The sequence below is a fragment of the Rhodococcus sp. 11-3 genome, assembly GCF_023704055.1.
GTDB lineage: Bacteria > Actinomycetota > Actinomycetes > Mycobacteriales > Mycobacteriaceae > Rhodococcus > Rhodococcus aetherivorans.
Window position 1 is genome coordinate 5,107,270 of the sequence record NZ_CP080406.1, and the last position, 17,598, is coordinate 5,124,867.

The 17,598-nt window shown below is 71.6% G+C and carries 16 protein-coding genes; 1 reads left to right on the forward strand and 15 read right to left on the reverse strand.

Going from position 1 to position 17,598, the window contains the following annotated elements; all coding sequences use genetic code 11:
* Positions 1 to 10 precede the first annotated feature (10 nt).
* The 9 genes from KZJ41_RS23485 to KZJ41_RS23525 form a co-directional block, all read right to left on the reverse strand.
* Positions 11 to 1,186, reverse strand: a complete 1,176-nt coding sequence (locus KZJ41_RS23485; RefSeq protein WP_006935170.1) for a lipid-transfer protein — start codon at positions 1,184 to 1,186, stop codon at positions 11 to 13.
* On the reverse strand, positions 1,183 to 1,623 hold the full coding sequence (locus KZJ41_RS23490) for a MaoC family dehydratase (protein WP_102800491.1): 441 nt from the start codon (positions 1,621 to 1,623) through the stop codon (positions 1,183 to 1,185). Before KZJ41_RS23490 ends, KZJ41_RS23485 begins: the two co-directional genes overlap by 4 nt.
* Positions 1,620 to 2,732, reverse strand: a complete 1,113-nt coding sequence (locus KZJ41_RS23495; RefSeq protein ID WP_102800492.1) for an acyl-CoA dehydrogenase family protein — start codon at positions 2,730 to 2,732, stop codon at positions 1,620 to 1,622. Before KZJ41_RS23495 ends, KZJ41_RS23490 begins: the two co-directional genes overlap by 4 nt.
* The gene (locus KZJ41_RS23500; protein WP_006935165.1) at positions 2,733 to 3,716 is read right to left on the reverse strand and encodes a bifunctional MaoC family dehydratase N-terminal/OB-fold nucleic acid binding domain-containing protein; all 984 of its coding nucleotides are present in this window, start codon (positions 3,714 to 3,716) and stop codon (positions 2,733 to 2,735) included.
* Positions 3,713 to 4,879 (reverse strand): acyl-CoA dehydrogenase family protein, encoded by a 1,167-nt coding sequence (locus KZJ41_RS23505; RefSeq protein WP_102800493.1) that lies wholly within the window; start codon positions 4,877 to 4,879, stop codon positions 3,713 to 3,715. Before KZJ41_RS23505 ends, KZJ41_RS23500 begins: the two co-directional genes overlap by 4 nt.
* Before the next feature lie 101 nt (positions 4,880 to 4,980).
* On the reverse strand, positions 4,981 to 5,865 hold the full coding sequence (locus KZJ41_RS23510; RefSeq protein ID WP_072636126.1) for an LLM class F420-dependent oxidoreductase: 885 nt from the start codon (positions 5,863 to 5,865) through the stop codon (positions 4,981 to 4,983).
* Complete coding sequence (locus KZJ41_RS23515; protein WP_102800494.1) at positions 5,862 to 6,734, reverse strand: SDR family NAD(P)-dependent oxidoreductase; 873 nt, start codon at positions 6,732 to 6,734, stop codon at positions 5,862 to 5,864. Before KZJ41_RS23515 ends, KZJ41_RS23510 begins: the two co-directional genes overlap by 4 nt.
* A 3-nt stretch (positions 6,735 to 6,737) precedes the next feature.
* Positions 6,738 to 8,435 carry an AMP-binding protein gene (locus KZJ41_RS23520; RefSeq protein WP_102800499.1) on the reverse strand — a complete coding sequence of 566 codons (1,698 nt, stop codon included), beginning with the start codon at positions 8,433 to 8,435 and terminating at the stop codon, positions 6,738 to 6,740.
* A 14-nt stretch (positions 8,436 to 8,449) separates the two neighbouring features.
* Positions 8,450 to 9,643: an NADH:flavin oxidoreductase gene (locus KZJ41_RS23525; protein ID WP_006935158.1), complete on the reverse strand. Its 1,194-nt coding sequence runs from the start codon at positions 9,641 to 9,643 to the stop codon at positions 8,450 to 8,452.
* 217 nt (positions 9,644 to 9,860) lie between these two features.
* Between KZJ41_RS23525 and KZJ41_RS23530 the strand changes: the two genes are divergently transcribed.
* On the forward strand, positions 9,861 to 11,525 hold the full coding sequence (locus KZJ41_RS23530; protein WP_029545915.1) for a class I adenylate-forming enzyme family protein: 1,665 nt from the start codon (positions 9,861 to 9,863) through the stop codon (positions 11,523 to 11,525).
* A gap of 108 nt (positions 11,526 to 11,633) precedes the next feature.
* On the opposite strand, the gene KZJ41_RS23535 is transcribed toward KZJ41_RS23530, so the two are convergent.
* The 6 genes from KZJ41_RS23535 to KZJ41_RS23555 form a co-directional block, all read right to left on the reverse strand.
* Complete coding sequence (locus tag KZJ41_RS23535; RefSeq protein ID WP_231772463.1) at positions 11,634 to 12,434, reverse strand: biosynthetic peptidoglycan transglycosylase; 801 nt, start codon at positions 12,432 to 12,434, stop codon at positions 11,634 to 11,636.
* A 160-nt stretch (positions 12,435 to 12,594) separates the two neighbouring features.
* Positions 12,595 to 12,723 (reverse strand): hypothetical protein, encoded by a 129-nt coding sequence (locus KZJ41_RS28475; RefSeq protein WP_255326706.1) that lies wholly within the window; start codon positions 12,721 to 12,723, stop codon positions 12,595 to 12,597.
* Between the two features lie 276 nt (positions 12,724 to 12,999).
* The gene (locus KZJ41_RS23540) at positions 13,000 to 13,788 is read right to left on the reverse strand and encodes an SDR family NAD(P)-dependent oxidoreductase (protein ID WP_072636130.1); all 789 of its coding nucleotides are present in this window, start codon (positions 13,786 to 13,788) and stop codon (positions 13,000 to 13,002) included.
* Positions 13,789 to 13,801: 13 nt separating this feature from the next.
* Complete coding sequence (locus tag KZJ41_RS23545) at positions 13,802 to 14,452, reverse strand: PaaI family thioesterase (RefSeq protein ID WP_006935148.1); 651 nt, start codon at positions 14,450 to 14,452, stop codon at positions 13,802 to 13,804.
* Complete coding sequence (locus KZJ41_RS23550; RefSeq protein ID WP_251549708.1) at positions 14,449 to 15,321, reverse strand: MaoC/PaaZ C-terminal domain-containing protein; 873 nt, start codon at positions 15,319 to 15,321, stop codon at positions 14,449 to 14,451. The genes KZJ41_RS23545 and KZJ41_RS23550 overlap by 4 nt, the downstream gene beginning before the upstream one ends.
* Positions 15,322 to 15,382: 61 nt before the next feature.
* On the reverse strand, positions 15,383 to 17,575 hold the full coding sequence (locus tag KZJ41_RS23555; RefSeq protein WP_043798578.1) for an acyl-CoA dehydrogenase: 2,193 nt from the start codon (positions 17,573 to 17,575) through the stop codon (positions 15,383 to 15,385).
* Positions 17,576 to 17,598: the final 23 nt, after the last annotated feature.

A 17,598-nucleotide genomic window follows, 5' to 3' on the forward strand; every position in this document is an offset into this window, starting at 1 on the left:
CCTTCCGGGATCAGGCGGCACCGAGGATCAGTCCGGACGTGGGAACCGCGGTTCCCGCCGTGACGATCACGTTCTCGACGCCGTCGGGTTGATTGGTGGAGGTGCCGCGCACCAGGCGGACCGCCTCGGCGATGCCGTTGACACCGTGCAGATACGCCTCGCCGACCTGGCCGCCGTGGGTGTTGCTCGGCAGCCGGCCCCCGATCTCGAGGTTGCCCTCGCGGACGAAGTCCCTGGCCTCGCCGACGCCACAGAAGCCGAGTTCCTCGAGCTGCGGCAGCACAAGCGGGGTGAAGTGGTCGTAGAGGATCGCCGCGTCGATGTGGTCCGGACTCAGTCCGCTCTGGCCGTAGAGCTGGCGGCCCACCAGTCCCATCTCGGGGATGCCGGTGATGTCCGGACGGTAGTAGCTGGTCATCATGTGCTGGTCCTTGCCGGAGCCCTGCGCGGCGCCCTTGACGAGCACGGGCCGGTGCCGCAGGTCCCGGGCGCGTTCCGCCGAGACGACGACGAGGGCCTGACCGCCGTCGGTCTCCTGGCAGCAGTCGAGCAGGTGCAGCGGCTCGGCGATCCACCGCGAGTTCTGATGGTCCGCGAGCGTGATGGGCTTGCCGTGGAACCACGCGGCCGGATTGTTCGCGGCGTGCTTGCGGGCGACGACGGCAACCCGACCGAAATCCTCACTCGTGGCACCGTACTGGTGCATGTAGCGGCGGGCGAACATCGCGACCCACTGAGCGGGCGTCGCCAGCCCCTGCGGGGTCAGCCACGCGTAGGCGGCGCGGTCGGCGGTCGAATCCATCGGCCGGTCGTGCTGGCCGAGACCGAACCGGATACCGGAACGTTCGTTGAACGCGCGGTAGACCACGACGACCTCGGCGACGCCCGTCGCGACGGCCATCGCGGCCTGCTGCACCGTCGCGCACGCCGCCCCGCCGCCGTAGCCGATGCGGGAGAAGAACTTCAGCTCCCCGAGCCCGCAGTTGCGGGCGACGAGGATCTCGCCGTTGGTCTCCATCGTGTAGGTGGCCAGTCCGTCGACCTCGGACGGGTCGATGCCGGCGTCGGCCAGTGCGGCGACGACGGCCTCGCACGCGAGCTGCAGCTCCGAGCGGCCGGACTTCTTGGAGAACTCGGTGGCGCCGATGCCGACGATCGCGGCGGCACCGGAGAGCGGGCTGGTCATCGGGTTCCTCCCGGCCGGTCGGTGAAGGCGATCGTGACAGTGCCGGTGGCGTGGTCGCCGAGGCTGTTGGCGCCGCGGACGCGGACCTCGACGAGGCCGTCGGACTTGCCGACCACCTCGCCGGTCATCGTCATGGTGTCCCCGGGGTAGTTCGGTGCGCCCAGACGGATCTTCACCCGCCGCACGACGGCGCACGGACCGGACCAGTCCGTGACGAACCGGCCCACCAGGCCGTTGCTGGTGAGGATGTTCATGAACACGTCCTTCGAGCCGCGCTCGCGCGCCAGCTCGGGGTCGTGGTGGACATCCTGGAAGTCGCGGGTCGCGAGGGCGGTCGCGACGATCAGTGTGCGGGTGAGCGGGATCGCGAGTTCGGGCAGTGCCTCGCCGATCTCGATGTCGTCGTAGCTGCGGCCCGTGGACACGGTGGCGGTCACGCGACCACCTCGACGCCGGCGGCGAGCTGGGCGCCCAGGCGCGCCAGATCCGACGCGGAGCCACCGAGGGTGGCGCCGATCTGCTTGCCCCACAACAGGTGCCGATGCACCGGATAGTCGGTGTCGACGCCCATGCCGCCGTGCACGTGCGTGGTGCGGTGCACGACGCGCTGGCCGCCGTCGGTGGCCCACCACTTCGCGACGAGCACCGAGGTGCCGGGGTCCTGTCCCTCGGCGAGCAGCCACGCGGCCTGCCACAGCGTCACGCGCATCGCCTCGAGGTCGATGTAGCAGTCGGCCAGCTGGTGGCCCACGGCCTGGAACGTCGCGAGCGGACGTCCGAACTGCATGCGCCCGTTGAGGTAGGTGACGGCCTGCTGGACGGCACCCGAGCCGACACCGAGCTGGATCGCGGCGAGCGCGAGCTCGACGCGGTCGAGCAGCCACTGCGCTGCGGTGCCGTCGGTGGGCCCGAGCAGCTCGGCGGGAGCCGAGTCGAACGTGACGTTGCCGCAGATCTCCCAGGTGGTCGAGTGCGTCTGCTCGACGGAGACGCCCGCGCCGGCGAGATCGACGACGAACAGCGCGGCACCGGCCGGCGTGGTCGCCGAGACGATCGCGCGGGACGCGACGTGGGTGACCGGGACGACGGCCTTCGCGCCGGTCAGGGTCCACCGGCCACCGGCCTCCGTGGCGGTGGTCTGCGGGTCACCGGGGACGTAGGGGCCGAACTCCTCGAGACCGATCGTCAGGAACCGGCTGCCGTCGGCGACACCCGGCACCAGCGCGGTGCGCTGGTCGTCGGTGCCGAACTCGGCGACGGCGAGCGCGGCGAGCACCGACTGCCAGATCGGCACCGGCGCCACGTGCCGGCCCTGCTGCTCGAGCAGGACGTACAGCTCCGCCAGGCCGAGCCCACCGCCGCCGAGGTCTTCGGGCAGCGCGACGCCGAGCAGACCCGTGGTGGCCAGCTCCCGCCACAGCTCCCGGTCGAGGCGCTCGTCGCTCAGCTCGACCTGCTTGACCCGATCGATGCCGGACTTGCCGGTGAAGACCTCGTGCGCGAGGCCGCGAATCGCTTCCTGCTCTTCGCTGAAGTTGAAATCCATCTACGAATCCTTCCGTGCGGCCGGCCGGAACGCGGGCAGCGTCAACTCGGGGTCGGCGTCGATCCAGTCCAGTTCCACCGCCATGCCGATCTCGACCGCGTGCGGTTCGACACCGGTCATGTTCGCGATCAGCCGGGTGCCCTCCTCGAGTTCGATCGTCGCGACGACGAGCGGGTACTCGAACCCGGGGATCCGCGGGTGGTGGTTGACGACGAAGCTGTAGACGGTGCCGCGGCCCGACGCGTCGACGGTGTCCCACTCGAGGGAACGGCACCGCCCGCACATCGGCCCGGTCGGATGCCGCAGCGTGCCGCACGCCGCGCAACGCTGGATCACCAGGCGGTGCTCCCTGGCCGCCTCGAACCAGAAGGCGTTGTCGGCGTTGATCGCCGGACGCGGGCGCAGACCCTTCGGAGCGGCGGATTCCGAGCCGGGCGAGCTCTCGCGCTTCGGCTCCGGCTGCGCCGTGTCCTTCGGCCGGAAGCGCAGGGTGCGCCAGCGCTGGGTGGCGACGACCGCGCCGTCCCCGTTGCGGTACGTCTTGAGGGTGGTCACGAAGTGACCCGCGCCGAGCCCGGTCCTCTTCTCCTCGGAGATCGATTCGATCACCTCGGTGAGCGAAACCCGTTCGCCGGGGCGCAGTTCGACGAAGAACTCGAAGTCCGAGTCCGTCGCGACGACGGACGTGAAGCCGGCGTCGTCGAGCGTGGCGATCAGGTCGGTCCACACCGGCGACGGGTCGTTGTTCGCCATCTTGTCGGTGAAGGTGCGCATCGTCCACACCTGCGTCATGAGCGCGGGCGCGACGGCACCGTCGCGGCCGGTGGCGCGGGCGGCGGCGTCGTCGAGGTAGATCGGGCTGGTGTCACCCATCGTCTCGACCCAGTGCCGGATCATCGGGGTGTTGACCGCGTCCGGGCCCCACGTCGTCGGCGTCAGGGTCTGCCCCTCGAACGCCCTCAGCCTGGTCAGCAGTTCGCTCACTTGACCCTCTTCTCCCGCACCAGGCCCAGGCCCATCGTGCCGACCATGTCGCGCAGGACCTCGTTGACACCGCCGCCGAACGTGTTGACCATGCCCTGACGGGAGATCTGCTCGATCTGTCCGGCGAGCACGGCTCCCGGCGACTCGGGGCGGATCCGGCCGGCGGCCCCGAGAATGCCCAGCAGCGTCCGGTACACGTCGACGTGCGTCTCCGTGCCGTACACCTTGGTCGCGCCCGCGTCGGCACCGGAGAGGGTGTCGGCCGCGACGGCGGCGGTCATCTTCCAGTTCAGCAGCCGCATCGCCTCGAGCTTGGCGTGGGTGCGAGCGAACTCCTGCTGCACCCAGGGAATCTCGACGGCGCCGTTCTCCTTCGCCCAGTCCAGCACCTGCTGCCACAGCCCGTAGGTGCGGCCGCCGATCGCGGCGAGGCCGATGCGTTCGTGGTTGAGCTGCGCGGTGATCAGCGGCCAGCCGCCGCCGACCTCGCCGACGACGTCCCGGTCCGGGATTCGGATACCGCTGTAGTAGGTGGCGGTGACCGAGAGACCCCCGACGGTGTGGATCGGCGACCACGAGAACCCGGGCGCGTCGGTCGGCACGATGAGGATCGAGATGCCCTTGTGCTTCGGGACGTCCGGGTCGGTGCGGCACGCGAGCCACACGTAGTCGGCCGTGTTCGCGCCCGAGGTGAAGATCTTGTTGCCGTCGACCACCCACTCGTCGCCGTCGCGCACCGCGCGGGTCTTCAGCGACGCCAGGTCGGTGCCGGCCTCCGGTTCGGTGTAGCCGATCGCGAAGACGATATCGCCGGAGAGGATGCCGGGCAGGAAGCGGCCCTTCTGTTCCTGCGTGCCGTATTTCATCAGGGTCGGCCCGACGGTGTTCACCGTGACGAACGGGAAGGGCAGGCCCGCCCGCTGCACCTCGTCGAAGAACACGAACTGTTCCTCGATGGAGCGGCCCTGCCCGCCGTACTCCGTGGGCCAGCCGATCCCCAGCCAGCCGTCCTTGCCGAGCAGCGTGACGACCTCGCGGAAGTGCTCGCCGCCCACCCCCTGCTCACCGGCACGGCGGCGCTTGTCCTCCGGCAGCAGCGACGCGAAGTAGGCGCGCAGCTCCTTCCTGAGCGCGACCTGCTCCGGGGATTCCTTCAGATCCATCGCGATTCTCCTAGCGACCGAATGTCGTTGTGACCTCGGACGCTAGTCAGCGTTGCCGGCGGCCGGGCGGCGCATCTCGGCCAGCGGGAACCGGCCCGGCGTCAGACCCGGCCGAGGCGTTCGGCGCAGGCGGCCATCTCGTCGACGACCTGGCTCAGCGATCCCGCGTTCGGCGAGGCCGACAGCACCATCCGCCCCGCCCCCAGCTTCCGGGCCCGGTCCATCCGCGCCTCGTCCAGCCGCGGCAGGGTCGCCCCCAAGACCAGCTCGACGGTGCCGGGATCGCGGCCCGCCGCCTCGGCGGCGCGGCGCATCCGCCCGATCGCGCGGTCGAGGTCCTCCCCCGCCAGGCCGAGCGGCTGGAACCCGTCGCCGAGCCGGCCGGCCCGCCGCGCGGCGGCCGCGCTGTGCCCACCGATGTACAGCGGCACCCCGGTCTCGCGGTGCGGTTTCGGCCAGCTGTGGGCGCCGCGGAACGTGAAGAACTCGCCGTCGAAGTCCACCCCGGCCGGACCGGTGCCGGCCCACAGGGCCCGCATCACCGCGATCGCCTCGTCGGCGATCTTCCCGCGACGGTCGAAGTCGCCGCCGCACGCCTCGATCTCCTCCCGCATCCAGCCCAGTCCCAGGCAGATCCGGACCCGGCCGCGGGCGAGCCGGTCGAGGGTGGCCAGGCGTTTGGCCAGGACCACGGGATGGTGGTTGGGCAGCACCAGCACCCCGGTCGCGAGCCCGAGGTCGGTGGTGGCGCCGGCGACGAACGACAGCAGCTCGAGCGGGTCGGGCAGGTCGCAGTCGTCGGGCAGGTGCGACTTGCCGGTCGGCGCATACGGGTACGCGCTGCCCGTGTTCGCGACGACGACGGAATGCTCGACGGCGGAGATCTCGTCGAAACCCAGTTTCTCGGCGGCGCGGGCGAATTCGAGGATCCACTCGGGTTCCCCGCTCTGCTCCAGCTCGACCGGCACCACCACACCCAGCTTCACGTGACGTCCGTCCTCTCGTTCCGCCGCTCCACCGCGGAAGCGGACATCCTCTCGATCAGAGTCGGCGCCCATACGACCTTGCCCAGCAACCGGTCCGCGTCGGGCACCGTCGCCAGCCACACCGCGGCGTCGGCGGGCACCGTCGCCGGCACCGCGTCGAACCCGGCGTCCTCCACCGCGCGGGTGCCGCCCCGGGCCCGCCCCGACTCGGTAACGACGAAACCCGGACTGAGGTTGAACGCCCGGACGCCGCGGGCGCGGTACTCGGCGTTGATCATCCCGGCGACCCGCGCGAACGCGGCCTTCGACGCCGCGTACGACAGACCCCAACCGCCCTCCCCCGGCGGCGCGGGCGGATCGATCGCGGCCGACCCGGACACGAGGTCGATCACGACGCCGCCGCCGCGGGCGAGCATGGCCGGCAGCACCGTCTGGATCAGCGCCAGCTGGTGCAGGTAGTTGCCCTCCACCATGGCGGCGGCGTCGGCGAGATCGATGTCGAGGAGCCGGTCCATGTTGCCGCTCGTCTGTGCGTAGGCGTTGTTGACGAGCACGTCGATCCGGCCCCACACGTCCAGCACACGGCGGCCCGCGGCCCGCACGGTGTCGACGTCGAGCAGGTCCATCGGGACGGACAGTGCCCGCACCCCGAGCGATTCGATCGCCGCCGCGGTGGTCTCGAGACTGCCGGGGACGGCGATCGGCTCGTCGCCGTCGCGGCGGGTGCGCGGAGGCACCGTGCCCCGGCCCTCGCGGACCGTGCGGGCGGTGACCGCGACGTCGAAGCCGGCCCGGGCGAACGCGAGGGCGGTCTCGCGCCCGATGCCGCGGCTGGCACCGGTGACGAGGGCGACGCGGGTGTCCGGCATCGCCTACACGCTCAGCAGCCGTTGCCGGCCGTGCGCGGCGAACTCCCGGTCGAGCGCGGCCTTGTCGTCCGCGCTCATCGCGGTGTACTCCGGCGCGCCGCGTCCCACCCACCGGTACACGGGCTCGGTGGTGTGCCAGCGCTGCGCCTGCAGCTCGCGCTTGAGGACCTTGTTCGAGCCCGTCACCGGCAGGTTCGTCGACACGCGCACGAACCGCGGCGCGGCCTTCGAACCGAGATCGGCCTGCCCGGTGAGGAATTCGGCGAACTCGACCGGATCGAAGCCGGCGAGGGACTCGACCTCGATCGCCGCCATCACCTGATCGCCCGACCGGGGATCCGGCACCGCGTAGACGCCGGTGCTCACGACCTTCGGATGCCGGCGCAGGACCCGCTCGATCATCAGGGCCGAGGTGTTCTCGCCGTCGACCCGGATCCAGTCGCCCTTGCGGCCGGCGAAGTAGATGAAGCCGGCCTCGTCGACGTAGCCGAGATCGCCGGTCCAGTACCAGCCGTTGCGGATCCGCTCCGCGTCGGCGACGTCGTTCTTGTAGTAGCCCTCGAAGGCGCGGGCGCCCTCCTTGTTGATCATCTCCCCGATCGCCTCGTCCGGGTTGAGGACGCGGCCGTGCTCGTCGAGCACCGCGCGGGCGCACTCCTCGAGGGTGTCGGGGTTCACCACCGCGATACCCGCGTGGGCGGGCCGGCCGAGGGCGCCCTCCGGGGCCTGCGGATCGAGCCGGACCGAACCGGCGCCCTCGCTCGAGCCGTACCCCTCGTACAGCACCGCACCGAACCGGCGCACGAACTCGGCCTTGTCCTCGGGCGAGGCCTCGGTGCCGAAACCCCGTTCGAGCCGGTTGTCGGCGTCGTCGGGCTGCTCGGGGGTGGCCATCAGGTACGCCAGGGCCTTGCCGACGTAGGTGAAGAACGTCGCCCCGAAGAACTTCACGTCGGGCAGGAACCCGGACGCGGAGAACTTGCGGGTCAGGCACACCGTCGCGCCGTTGGCCAGCGCCGGCGCCCACAGCGCCATCAGCGCGTTGCCGTGGAACAGCGGCATGCAGCAGTAGTCGACGTCGTCGCGGTGGTGCCCGTACTTGGCGGTGTTGGCGTACGCGAGCCGCGACAACCGGCCCTGGGAGCACTTGACGGCCTTCGAACGGCCGGTGGTGCCGGAGGTGAACAGCAGCAGGAACAGGCTGTCCTCGCCGACGCCGTCGGCGATCGCCGGTTCCACCCGCTCGAGCCGCGCCGCGTAGTCGGGATCGTCGATCAGCAGGAAGCGGTCCTCGTCGAGGCCCAGGTCGAGGCCGCGCAGCTTCGCCATCCCGGCGGTGTCGGTGACGATGAGCTGGCAGTCCACGTACCGGATCTCGGCCTCGAGCTCCGCCGCGCCGCGCGTGGGATTGATGCCGACGACCGTCGCGCCCGCCAGGGCCGCCCCGCCGAGCCAGAACAGGAAGTCCGGGACGTTGTCGAGAAGAATGCCGATGTGGAACGGGCCGTCGACGCGCAGCGCGCGGGCCAGCTCGCCGCGGGCCGCGCTCTCGCGCACCACGGCGTCCCAGGTCCAGTCCTGCTCCCGGGTCCGCAGGCCGAGCCGGTCGTCGCCGACGCGGTCGAGCAGCATCTCGGCGATGGTGGCGCGCTGCACCCCCGTCTCCGTTGCGGCGGCGCGGGGGTTCACGGTGCTCGTCATCGTCGCGGCTCCCTTCACGCCGTCCGGAGCACGCAGTGGGTGCCCCCGTAGATGGCGGTCATGCACTTGTTGCAGTGGTTGCACAGCGACGCGGCGGCCGCGTCCTCCTGCATGCGGTTGACGAGATCCGGCTCGCGCAGCAGCGCCCGCGCGGCGGCGACGAACTGGAAGCCCTCGGCCATCGCCTCGTCGATGATCGCCCGGTTGGTGATGCCGCCGAGCAGCACCAGCGGCATCTTCAGCTGCGACCGGAACTGCTTGGCGTCCTCGAGCAGGTAGCCGTCGCGGTAGGGGTACTCGCGCAGGAAGTGCTTGCCCACCAGCTGGATCCCGAGCTTCGTGGGCTGCGGCATCACGGCGGCGAAGTCGCGCAGCGGCGCGTCGCCCTTGAACAGGTACATCGGGTTGAGCAGGGAGCTGCCGGCGGTGAGCTCGAGGGCGTCGAGCGAGCCGTCGGCCTCGAGCCACTTGGCCACCTGGATCGACTCGTCGAGCCAGAAGCCGCCGGGCACACCGTCGTCCATGTTGAGCTTGGCGAGGATCGCGATCCTGTCTCCCACGGCGTCGCGGACGGCGCGGGCGGCTTCCCGCGCGAAGCGCGCGCGGTTCTCGAGCGAGCCGCCGTACTCGTCCTTGCGCTTGTTGATCTTCGGGCTCAGGAACGAGCTGATCAGGTAGTTGTGCCCGAAGTGGATCTCCACGGCGTCGAACCCGGCCTCGACGGCGCGGCGCGCGGCCTCGGCGTGGCCCTCGGTGATGCGGGCGATGTCCGCCTTGGTCGCGGGCTTGCTGAAGTTCTGGGTCGTCATGCGGAAGGCGCGGCTCGGACCGAGCGCGGGGGTGCCCAGGTACTTGGCGGCGGCGACCGGTCCGGCGTGCCCGATCTGCGCCGACACCGCGGCGCCCTCGGCGTGGATCGCGTCGGTGAGCCTGCGCATGCCGGGCCGGGTCTCGTCGGTCCACTGCAGCTGGCCGGGCGCGGTGCGGCCGTCCGGCGCGACGGCGCAGTACGCGACCGTCGTCATGCCGACGCCGCCGGCGGCGGGCCGGCGGTGGAACTCGATGAGCTCGTCGGTGACGAGCCCCTTCGGGGTGAGCCCCTCGAACGTGGCCGCCTTGATGACCCGGTTGCGCAGGGTCAGCGGACCGAGCTTCGCGGGGGCGAAGGGATCGATCCTCGTCGTCGGGTTGTCGAGAAATGTGGACATGCGGTTGCTCCTCCGGCAGCGATTCTGCGCCGAACGTAGCCCCGGCTGTCGGGTGGATCACGGGAAGTCCCGCTCAGTGGTAACCACTTCCGCGGCCGCGATCCGGCATGAGAAATTGCAGTGGCACGCCTCACACGCGGCCGCGGCCGGGGTGGGGTTCCAGGTCCATCGCAGCAGGTGACACGGTATTCACGTGACACGAAGGAAAGGTCCCCGCATGACTGCGTCCGCAGATCCCCGGCTGTACCTCGACGAGGTCGTCTCCCGCCTCACCGGCCCGGGTGGCCGGTTCGAGATCGTCGAGGAAGAGGTGCTCGGCGCCTCGATGCCGGTGATGAAGAACCGCGGCAAGGCCGTGGGCGACCTGCTCGCCGACTCCCTGCGCTGGGGCGACCGGGACTACCTCGTCACCGCCGACCGCCGGCTGTCGTTCACCGAGCACGCCGCCGCGGCGTACTCCCTCGCCCACGCGTTGCGCGAGCGGTACGGCGTGGAGAAGGGTGACCGGGTCGCGATCCTGGGAGCGAACACCCCCGAATGGGTGATCGCGTTCTGGGCGAGCCAGGTGCTCGGCGCCATCACCGTCGGCCTCAACGGATGGTGGGTGCCGCGAGAGATCGAGTACGGCCTGAAGCACAGCCGGCCGAAGATCCTCGTCGTCGATGCCAAGCGCGCCGCGGCCCTGGCCGACGTCGACACCGGTGGGATCACGGTCCTGACGATGGAGGAGGACCTGCCCCGGCTGATCGCGCAGTTCCCCGACGCCGTGCCGCCGCGCGTCGACATCGACGAGGACGACCCGTCCGTCATCCTGTACACCAGCGGCACCAGCGGCCGGCCCAAAGGCGCGCTGCACTCGCACCGCAACCTGCTCGCCGTCGTGGACTACCACCGGTTCAGCGACGCCCTGCTCGCCGCGTTCACCGGGCGGACCGCCGGCGACGACGTCCCCAGCGACCTGCGCTACCTGCTCACCTCGCCGCTGTTCCACATCGCGAGCCTGCACAACCTGGTCGTCCCGCGCCTGGCGACGGGCAGCGCCGTGATCATGCACCAGGGCTCGTTCGACGTCGACAAGGTGCTCGGCCTCATCGAGCGCGAACGCGTCACCAACTGGGGTGCGGTCCCCACCATGGCGTCGCGGCTGCTCGAGCACGACGACCTCGGCAAGTACGACCTGTCGTCACTGACGGCGTTCGCGCTCGCGTCGGCGCCGTCGTCGATCGCGTTCAAGGACCGGCTGCGCGAGAAGGTGCCGTTCGCCCGCAACGCCCTCGTCGACAGCTACGGCCTCACCGAGTGCAGCACCGCCATCGCGGTGGCCAACTCCCAGGACCTCGAGGCGTTCCCCGGCACCCTGGGCCGGCCGATCATCACCGTGAGCCTCGAGATCCGCGACCCGTTCGGCGAATGGCTGCCGGACGGCGTGGAGGGCGAGGTGTGCGTGCGCAGCCCGTTCGTCATGCTCGGCTACTGGGAGGACGAGGAGGCCACGGCCGCGGCCATCACCCCGGACCGGTGGCTGCGCACCGGCGACTACGGCGTCATCGAGAACGGCCGGCTGCGACTGACGGGCCGTCGCTCCGACCTGATCCTGCGCGGCGGCGAGAACGTCTATCCCACCGAGATCGAGCAGACCCTCGACGAGCACCCGGCCGTGCGCGAGTGCGCCGTGATCGGCGTTCCGCACCCCGACCTCGGCCAGGAGGTCGCGGCCGTGGTCGTCGTCGCCGAGGGGGCTCACGTCACCGAGGAGGAACTGCGCGAGTTCGCGGCCGAGCGGCTGTCGTACTTCAAGGTGCCCACGCGCTGGCGGATCACTTCCGACCTGCTGCCCCGCAACGCGACGGGCAAGACGCTGCGCCGCGAGGTCGGCATCTAGCGGCCGTCGTCGAATGCTCCTGCGCGGCAAGGTGTTTCTTGCGCGCGTCCGTACGTGCGCAAGAAACACCGCTGCGCGCAACCGCCAGGTCCGTCGCGGCGTGTCCGGCTACTGCGACCGGGACACGAACCCCGGATCCTCCACGGCCAGGCGCTGCCGCACCGGCTCGGGCATCGACGAGCACGAGTCGTCGCTCGGACGGTCGTCGGCGTGGTCGGCGGCCGAGTCGTCGATCCCGACCGACGCGACGAGGTTCTCCCAGCCGCCCCAGCCGGCGAACCGGGCGGGCAGGTCGACGTTCGCGGCGCCGTTGATGTGGAACGCCGCGCTCGGGTACTGCGCGTCGGCGGGAGTCGCGACACCGCCCCCGGGCAGGCGCACCACGTCCTCCGGGTTGGGCAGCATGCCGGCCAGCTGCATCGCGTGGTACTGGTACATCTCCCACGGCGGGGTGTCGAAGTAGTACCAGCTGGCCGCGCACACCCCGTACAGGTCCGGGCCGAACTGCGCGTAGTTCAGGTACAGCTCCATGATGCGGGCGTCCGGCAGGGTCGCACTCAGCACCACCGAGGGCACCGTCTCGACGGCCTTGCGGACCGCGCTCTGGTCGGGGGTGAAGAACATGTTCTTCGCCAGCTGCTGCGGGATCGTCGAATACGTCTGTTGTTCCTCGCCCGTCAGATGGGCACGGGCGCGGTCGGCGAAGTCACCCCAGTGGAACGCCTGTGCCCGCAGGCCCATCTGGTCGTCCTCGTGCGCGATCACCGACGCGACGACGTACCGGCTGACATGGTCGAGCGAGACGTACTGGTAGGCGATCGGACCGTCGTCGATCCGCATGAACCGCGACGACGACGGCGTCCACACGCGCAGCGACGAGGCCGCGACGACGGTGACGAACGCGACCACCGTGAGCGCCGCGGCCGCGCGTTTCGCCCGGCGCAGCCAGGGATTCGGCGGCGGGACCGGGACGCGCGGCGGCGGTGCGGGGGCGGGACGACGCCAGTGCAGTCGGGAGCGCCGAAGCCTCTGCAGCAGGGACCCGGGGCCGGGCTCGGGGCGCGGCGGCTCACCGGACGGCGGCCAGGGCGTGGGTCCGGCGTCGCGCTGCGGTGCCGCCCAGCGCGGTGCCGACGAGCGCGGTGCCGCCCAGCGCGGTGCCGACGAGCGCGGTGCCGGGCCCGCGCACCGCGCGCACCGATCGTGGATCCGCTCCTCGAACGGGCCCATTACCCGGCCGCACCGCACGCACCTGCTCGGCCTCATCGCCGCCCACGCCTCCCGCCACTCACCGACTCGTGTCCGCTCCATCCTCGTCGGCGTCGGTCACGGTTCGGTCGCGGGGGGAGGTCGACGCTGTGGTCGCGCCCGGATTCGAGGCCCGCGTCCCGTCGAACAGGTGCGGTGGACGGAACCGGACACCGACACACGTCGCGACAGTTGTCGATGTCCGGGACCGTTGTCGGCGAGGGGCTCAGTCCACCTGCGGCGCCCACTGGACACCGTTGATGTGGGCGCCGCCGTCGACGAACAGCGTGTTGCCCGTCACGTAGCGGGAGGCGTCGCCGGCGAGGAACACCGCGACGGACCCGATGTCCTCGACCGGATCGCCGATCCGGCCCATCGGGTTGGCCGCCGCCGACGCGGCCGCCATCTGCGGGTTGGCCTCGGCCACCCGCCGGAACGCCTCGCTCTGCGCGCCCGGGCAGATCACGTTGCAGCAGATCTGCTTCGGCGCCCATTCCCGCGCGGCGGTGCGGGTGAGGGTGCGCAGCGCCTCCTTGGCGGCGTTGTACTGCACGGAGTACATGTGCGCGTTGACGCCGTTGAGGGAGCACAGGTTGATCACCCGGCCGGTGCCGCGACGCTCGAGTTCGGGCAGGGCGCGCCGCATCGCCCAGAACGCGGCCATCACCGCCATGTCGAAGCCGCCGCGCAGCTGCTCGTCGGTCATGTTCTCGAACCGGGCGTAACCGGAGCTGCGCCACGCGTTGTTGACGAGGATGTCGAGGCGGCCGAACCGCTCGACCGCGGCGTCGACCATCGCGTGGACCTGGCCCTTGTCGGTGATGTCGGTGCGCTGGAAGTGGGCGCGCACGCCCCACTCGTCCCGCAGCCACCGGGCCGTGCCGGCGCCGGCCGTCTCGTCGATCTCGGCGACGACGACGTCCGCGCCCTCCCGCGCGAACGCCGCGGCGATGCCCCGGCCGATGCCCATGCCGGCGCCGGTGACCAGCGCGACCCGGCCTTCGAGTGCTCCCATCGGTGTTCTCCTCCTAGCGGGGCCGCGGCACCGTCCTGTCGACGAACAGCCCCTCCACCGAGACACACAGCTGCCCGTCGGCCGTCGCGATGCTGCCGACGGTGCGGATCTTGCGGCCGTCGACGGAGACGAGCCGGCCGGTGACGACGAGCGGCTCGAACAGCGGCGTCGGCCGGTGGTAGTTCGTGACGAGGTTCGCCGTCATGCCGGACTTGCCGCCCCAGGCGTTGGCGACGCCGAGCACGTGGTCGAGGATCAGCGCGGACACGCCGCCGTGCACGCACCCGGGCGGGCCCTGGTACGGCAGCGTGAGCGTGACGGTGCCCTGTACCGAGCCGTCCTCGAGGCCCTCGAGGACCAGGGGCGGCGCGATCGCGTTTTCGGGGCCGGTGACCGGGTCGTGCCGGGTGACACCCTCGCCGTTCCACATGTCGATCAGCCGCTCGGCGACGGCGGGTGCGTGCTCCTCGAGGTGGTCGGCGATGCTGTCGAGTTCCTCGGCGACGCGGTCGAGGTTGGCGTTGCCCCGGTCGGTGCGCAGCATGGCGTCGACCACGCGCCGCGCAGCGGCGGTGGCCCGGTCGACGGGTGCGTCCTGCGGCGCCGACGTCAGCACCGTGCGGTGCGCGTGGGTGGCGGCGGTGGGATGGGTGCCGGTCTTCACGAGCCGACCTCCATCGTGGCGTGGGTGAGGACGGGGGCGCCGTCGCGCTCCGGGCAGGTGGCGAGCAGCGTCAGCCGGTCGCCGTCGCGCCAGACGGCGGTCTCGAGGGTCTCGCCCGGGAACAGGGAGCCGGCGAACCGCACCGAGAAGTCCCGCACCGGGGTGGGATCGCCGTCGAGGATGCCGTCGACGACGGCCTTGCACACGATGCCGTACGACGCGAGGCCGTGCAGGATCGGCCGGTCGAAGCCGGCGGCCCGCGCGAACGCCGGATCGGCGTGCAGCGGGTTCATGTCGCCGCTGAGCCGGTACAGCAGCGCCTGCCGCGGGCTCGTCGGGGAGACGAGGACCGCGTCCGCCTCCCGATCCGGAATCGACTGGGCCGCTTCCGGTCCGGGCTCACCGCCGAAGCCGCCCTCGCCCCGGGCCCAGATCTGCATGCCGGTGGTCCACAGCGGGGCACCCTCGGGGGTGGCGGCGGACTGCTCCAGCACGATGACCGCGGCCTTGCCCTTGTCCCACACGTGCGCCACCCGCGACGAGATGTGCGCCGTGCCGGAGATGGGGATCGGTGCGTGCACCTGCAGCGACTGCCCGCCGTGCAGGATCCGGCGCAGGTCGATGTCGATGCCGGGCAGGTTCATTCCGGCCGGCTTCAGCGCGCCGGCCGAGATCCCCTGACCGGCGACCATTGCGAACGTCGGGAGCACGCGCAGGTTCTTCTCGTACACCCAGCTCAGCTCGGCCGGGTCGAGTCCGTCGCCCCCGGCGCCGAGACCGAGGTGGTAGAGCATGACGTCGCGGTCGGTCCAGATCGCTTCGCGCACCGCCGGTTCGGCGGACAGGGCGACGTTCGGGTCGATGGGCACGGTCAGTTCTCCTCTTCGTCCGTGGAACCGGCGCCTCGTTGCGTCGATGTCATCGCCGTGCTCACTTTCCGGGTTCGGGGTCGCGGGGCAGGCCGAGCAGCCGCTCGCCGATGATGTTGAGCTGAACGTTGGTGGTGCCGCCGGCGATCGACATGCACTGCGAGTTGAGGAACATCTGCGTCGCCGACCGGCGGTGCTGCCCGCCGAGCAGGGCGCGCGGCCCGGCCCAGTCCATCGCGACCTCCCACACCTGCTGGATGTGCTCGACGCCGAGCAGCTTCGCGACCGAGGACTCGGCTCCCGGCTGGGCCCCGGCGAGGGACCGCAGCGTGGTGCGCAGGCCCATCAGACCGCCGGTCTGGGCGTCGCACAGCACCTTTCCGAGCGTGGTGGCCTGCTCGTCGTCGAGGCCGCCGGGCAGTCCGGCCGCCAGCTCGAGGAGGGCCTCACCCCCGGAGCCGAGGGACGAGTCGTGCGAGAGGGAGACGCGTTCGTTGGCGAGGGTGGTGCGGGCGAGCTTCCAGCCGTCGCCGGGCTCGCCGACGAGGCAGTCGTCGGGAACGAACACGTTGTCGATGAAGATCTCGTTGAACAGGGCCTCGCCGGTGATCTCGCGCAGCGGGCGGATGTCGAGCCCCTCGCTGCTGCGCATGTCGACGAGGAAGTACGACAGGCCCTTGTGCTTGGGCACCGAGGCGTCTGTGCGGGCGAGGCAGATGCCCCAGTGGGCATCGCGCGCCATCGAGGTCCACACCTTCTGTCCCTGCAGCACCCATCCGCCGTCGACCTTGGTGGCTTTGGTGGTGAGCGACGCGAGGTCGGAGCCGGCGCCGGGCTCGGAGAACAGCTGGCACCAGACGATCTCGCCCCGAAGGGACGGCGGCACGAACCGTCGCTGCTGCTCGGGGCTGCCGTGCGCGATGAGGGTCGGCACCACCCAGTTGCCGATGATCATGTCGTGCGGCGTCAGGTTCGCCGCGCGCAGCTCCTCGGCGATCACCAGCTGGGCGACGGCGTCGGCGCCCTTGCCCCAGGGTGCGGGCAGATGCGGTGCGGTGTATCCCTTCTCCGCGAGATACCGCGTGCGTTCGCCGCCGCCGAGGTCGACGGCCGGGGCGAGTTCGTCACGCACCCCGGTGCGGATCTGCTCCGCCTCCGGCGGCAGGTCGATGCCGAGGACGCGGCGGGCGCCGCGGCGGGTGAGATCGGTGACGCGCCGGCGCCAGGACGCGGTGGAGCCCAGCAGGATTCGCAGCGACTGTGCGCGACGCAGATACAGGTGCGCGTCGTGCTCCCACGTGTAGCCGATGCCGCCGAGGATCTGGATGCAGTCCTTGGCCACGGCGAAGGCGGCCTCGGGGGCGGTGGCGCCGGCGACGGCGGCCGCGAGGGACGCCTCGTCGGCGTCGGCAGCGCCGGGCGTCAGCGCGCGGGCGGCGTCCCACGCGCACACGCGGGCCTGCTCCGCGAGCGTGAGCATGCGCGCCGCCCGGTGCTTGACACCCTGGAACTGGCCGATCGGGCGGCCGAACTGGCGGCGCACGGCGGCGTAGTCGGCCGCGGTGCGCACGCACCAGTCCGCGATTCCGGACGCCTCGGCCGCGAACAGAGTGGCGGCGAGGTCGGTGACCCGCTGCGGCTCGATCCGCAGCACGTCCGCCGCGGCGAGCGCGAAACCGTCCACCACGATCTGCGAATTGCCGCGCACCACATCGTGGCTGGGCAGGTCCTCGAGCTCGAGTCCGTCCCGGCGCAGCAGCACCCAGGCCCGGTTGCCGGCGTCCTCGGCGGCGACGAGCAGCAGGTCGGCGGTGTGGCCGCCGAGCACGTACCCGGACCGGCCGGACAGCGTGGTGCCCGAGGCGCCGCGCTCCACCCGCAGCGTGCCCGGGTCGAGAGCGATGCCGGCGAGCGTGGATCCGTCCGCGAGGCCGGCGAGCTCGCCGGTCCGGCCGGCGTCGCGCAGCACGGCCGCGGTCAGCACGGTCGGCAGGAACGGGCCCGGCACCATCGACCGGCCGAGTTCCTCGGTGACGACGGCGAGTTCGACGAGGCCGCATCCGGCACCGCCGACCTCCTCGGGAAGGTGCAGGCCGAGCACCCCGAGCTCGGCGAGCGAGCCCCAGAACGCCGGGCGGGTGTCGGCCTTGGCCTCGACGGCCTCACGCAGCACCTCGGGGGTGACGTGCCGGGCGGCCCAGCTCCGCACCGAGTCGCGCAGGTCGCGATCCTCGTCTGTCAGTCCAATGGTCATGTCGGCCTCGTGGATTCGATGGT

Excerpts from the sequence above, each read along its gene's own strand:
- KZJ41_RS23485 (WP_006935170.1), bottom strand. The coding sequence starts at position 1,186 with ATGACCAGCCCGCTCTCCGGTGCCGCCGCGATCGTCGGCATCGGCGCC.
- KZJ41_RS23495 (WP_102800492.1), bottom strand. The coding sequence starts at position 2,732 with ATGGATTTCAACTTCAGCGAAGAGCAGGAAGCGATTCGCGGCCTCGCG.
- KZJ41_RS23505 (WP_102800493.1), bottom strand. The coding sequence starts at position 4,879 with ATGGATCTGAAGGAATCCCCGGAGCAGGTCGCGCTCAGGAAGGAGCTG.
- KZJ41_RS23515 (WP_102800494.1), bottom strand. The coding sequence starts at position 6,734 with ATGCCGGACACCCGCGTCGCCCTCGTCACCGGTGCCAGCCGCGGCATC.
- KZJ41_RS23520 (WP_102800499.1), bottom strand. The coding sequence starts at position 8,435 with ATGACGAGCACCGTGAACCCCCGCGCCGCCGCAACGGAGACGGGGGTG.
- KZJ41_RS23525 (WP_006935158.1), bottom strand. The coding sequence starts at position 9,643 with ATGTCCACATTTCTCGACAACCCGACGACGAGGATCGATCCCTTCGCC.
- KZJ41_RS23530 (WP_029545915.1), top strand. The coding sequence starts at position 9,861 with ATGACTGCGTCCGCAGATCCCCGGCTGTACCTCGACGAGGTCGTCTCC.
- KZJ41_RS23540 (WP_072636130.1), bottom strand. The coding sequence starts at position 13,788 with ATGGGAGCACTCGAAGGCCGGGTCGCGCTGGTCACCGGCGCCGGCATG.
- KZJ41_RS23555 (WP_043798578.1), bottom strand. The coding sequence starts at position 17,575 with ATGACCATTGGACTGACAGACGAGGATCGCGACCTGCGCGACTCGGTG.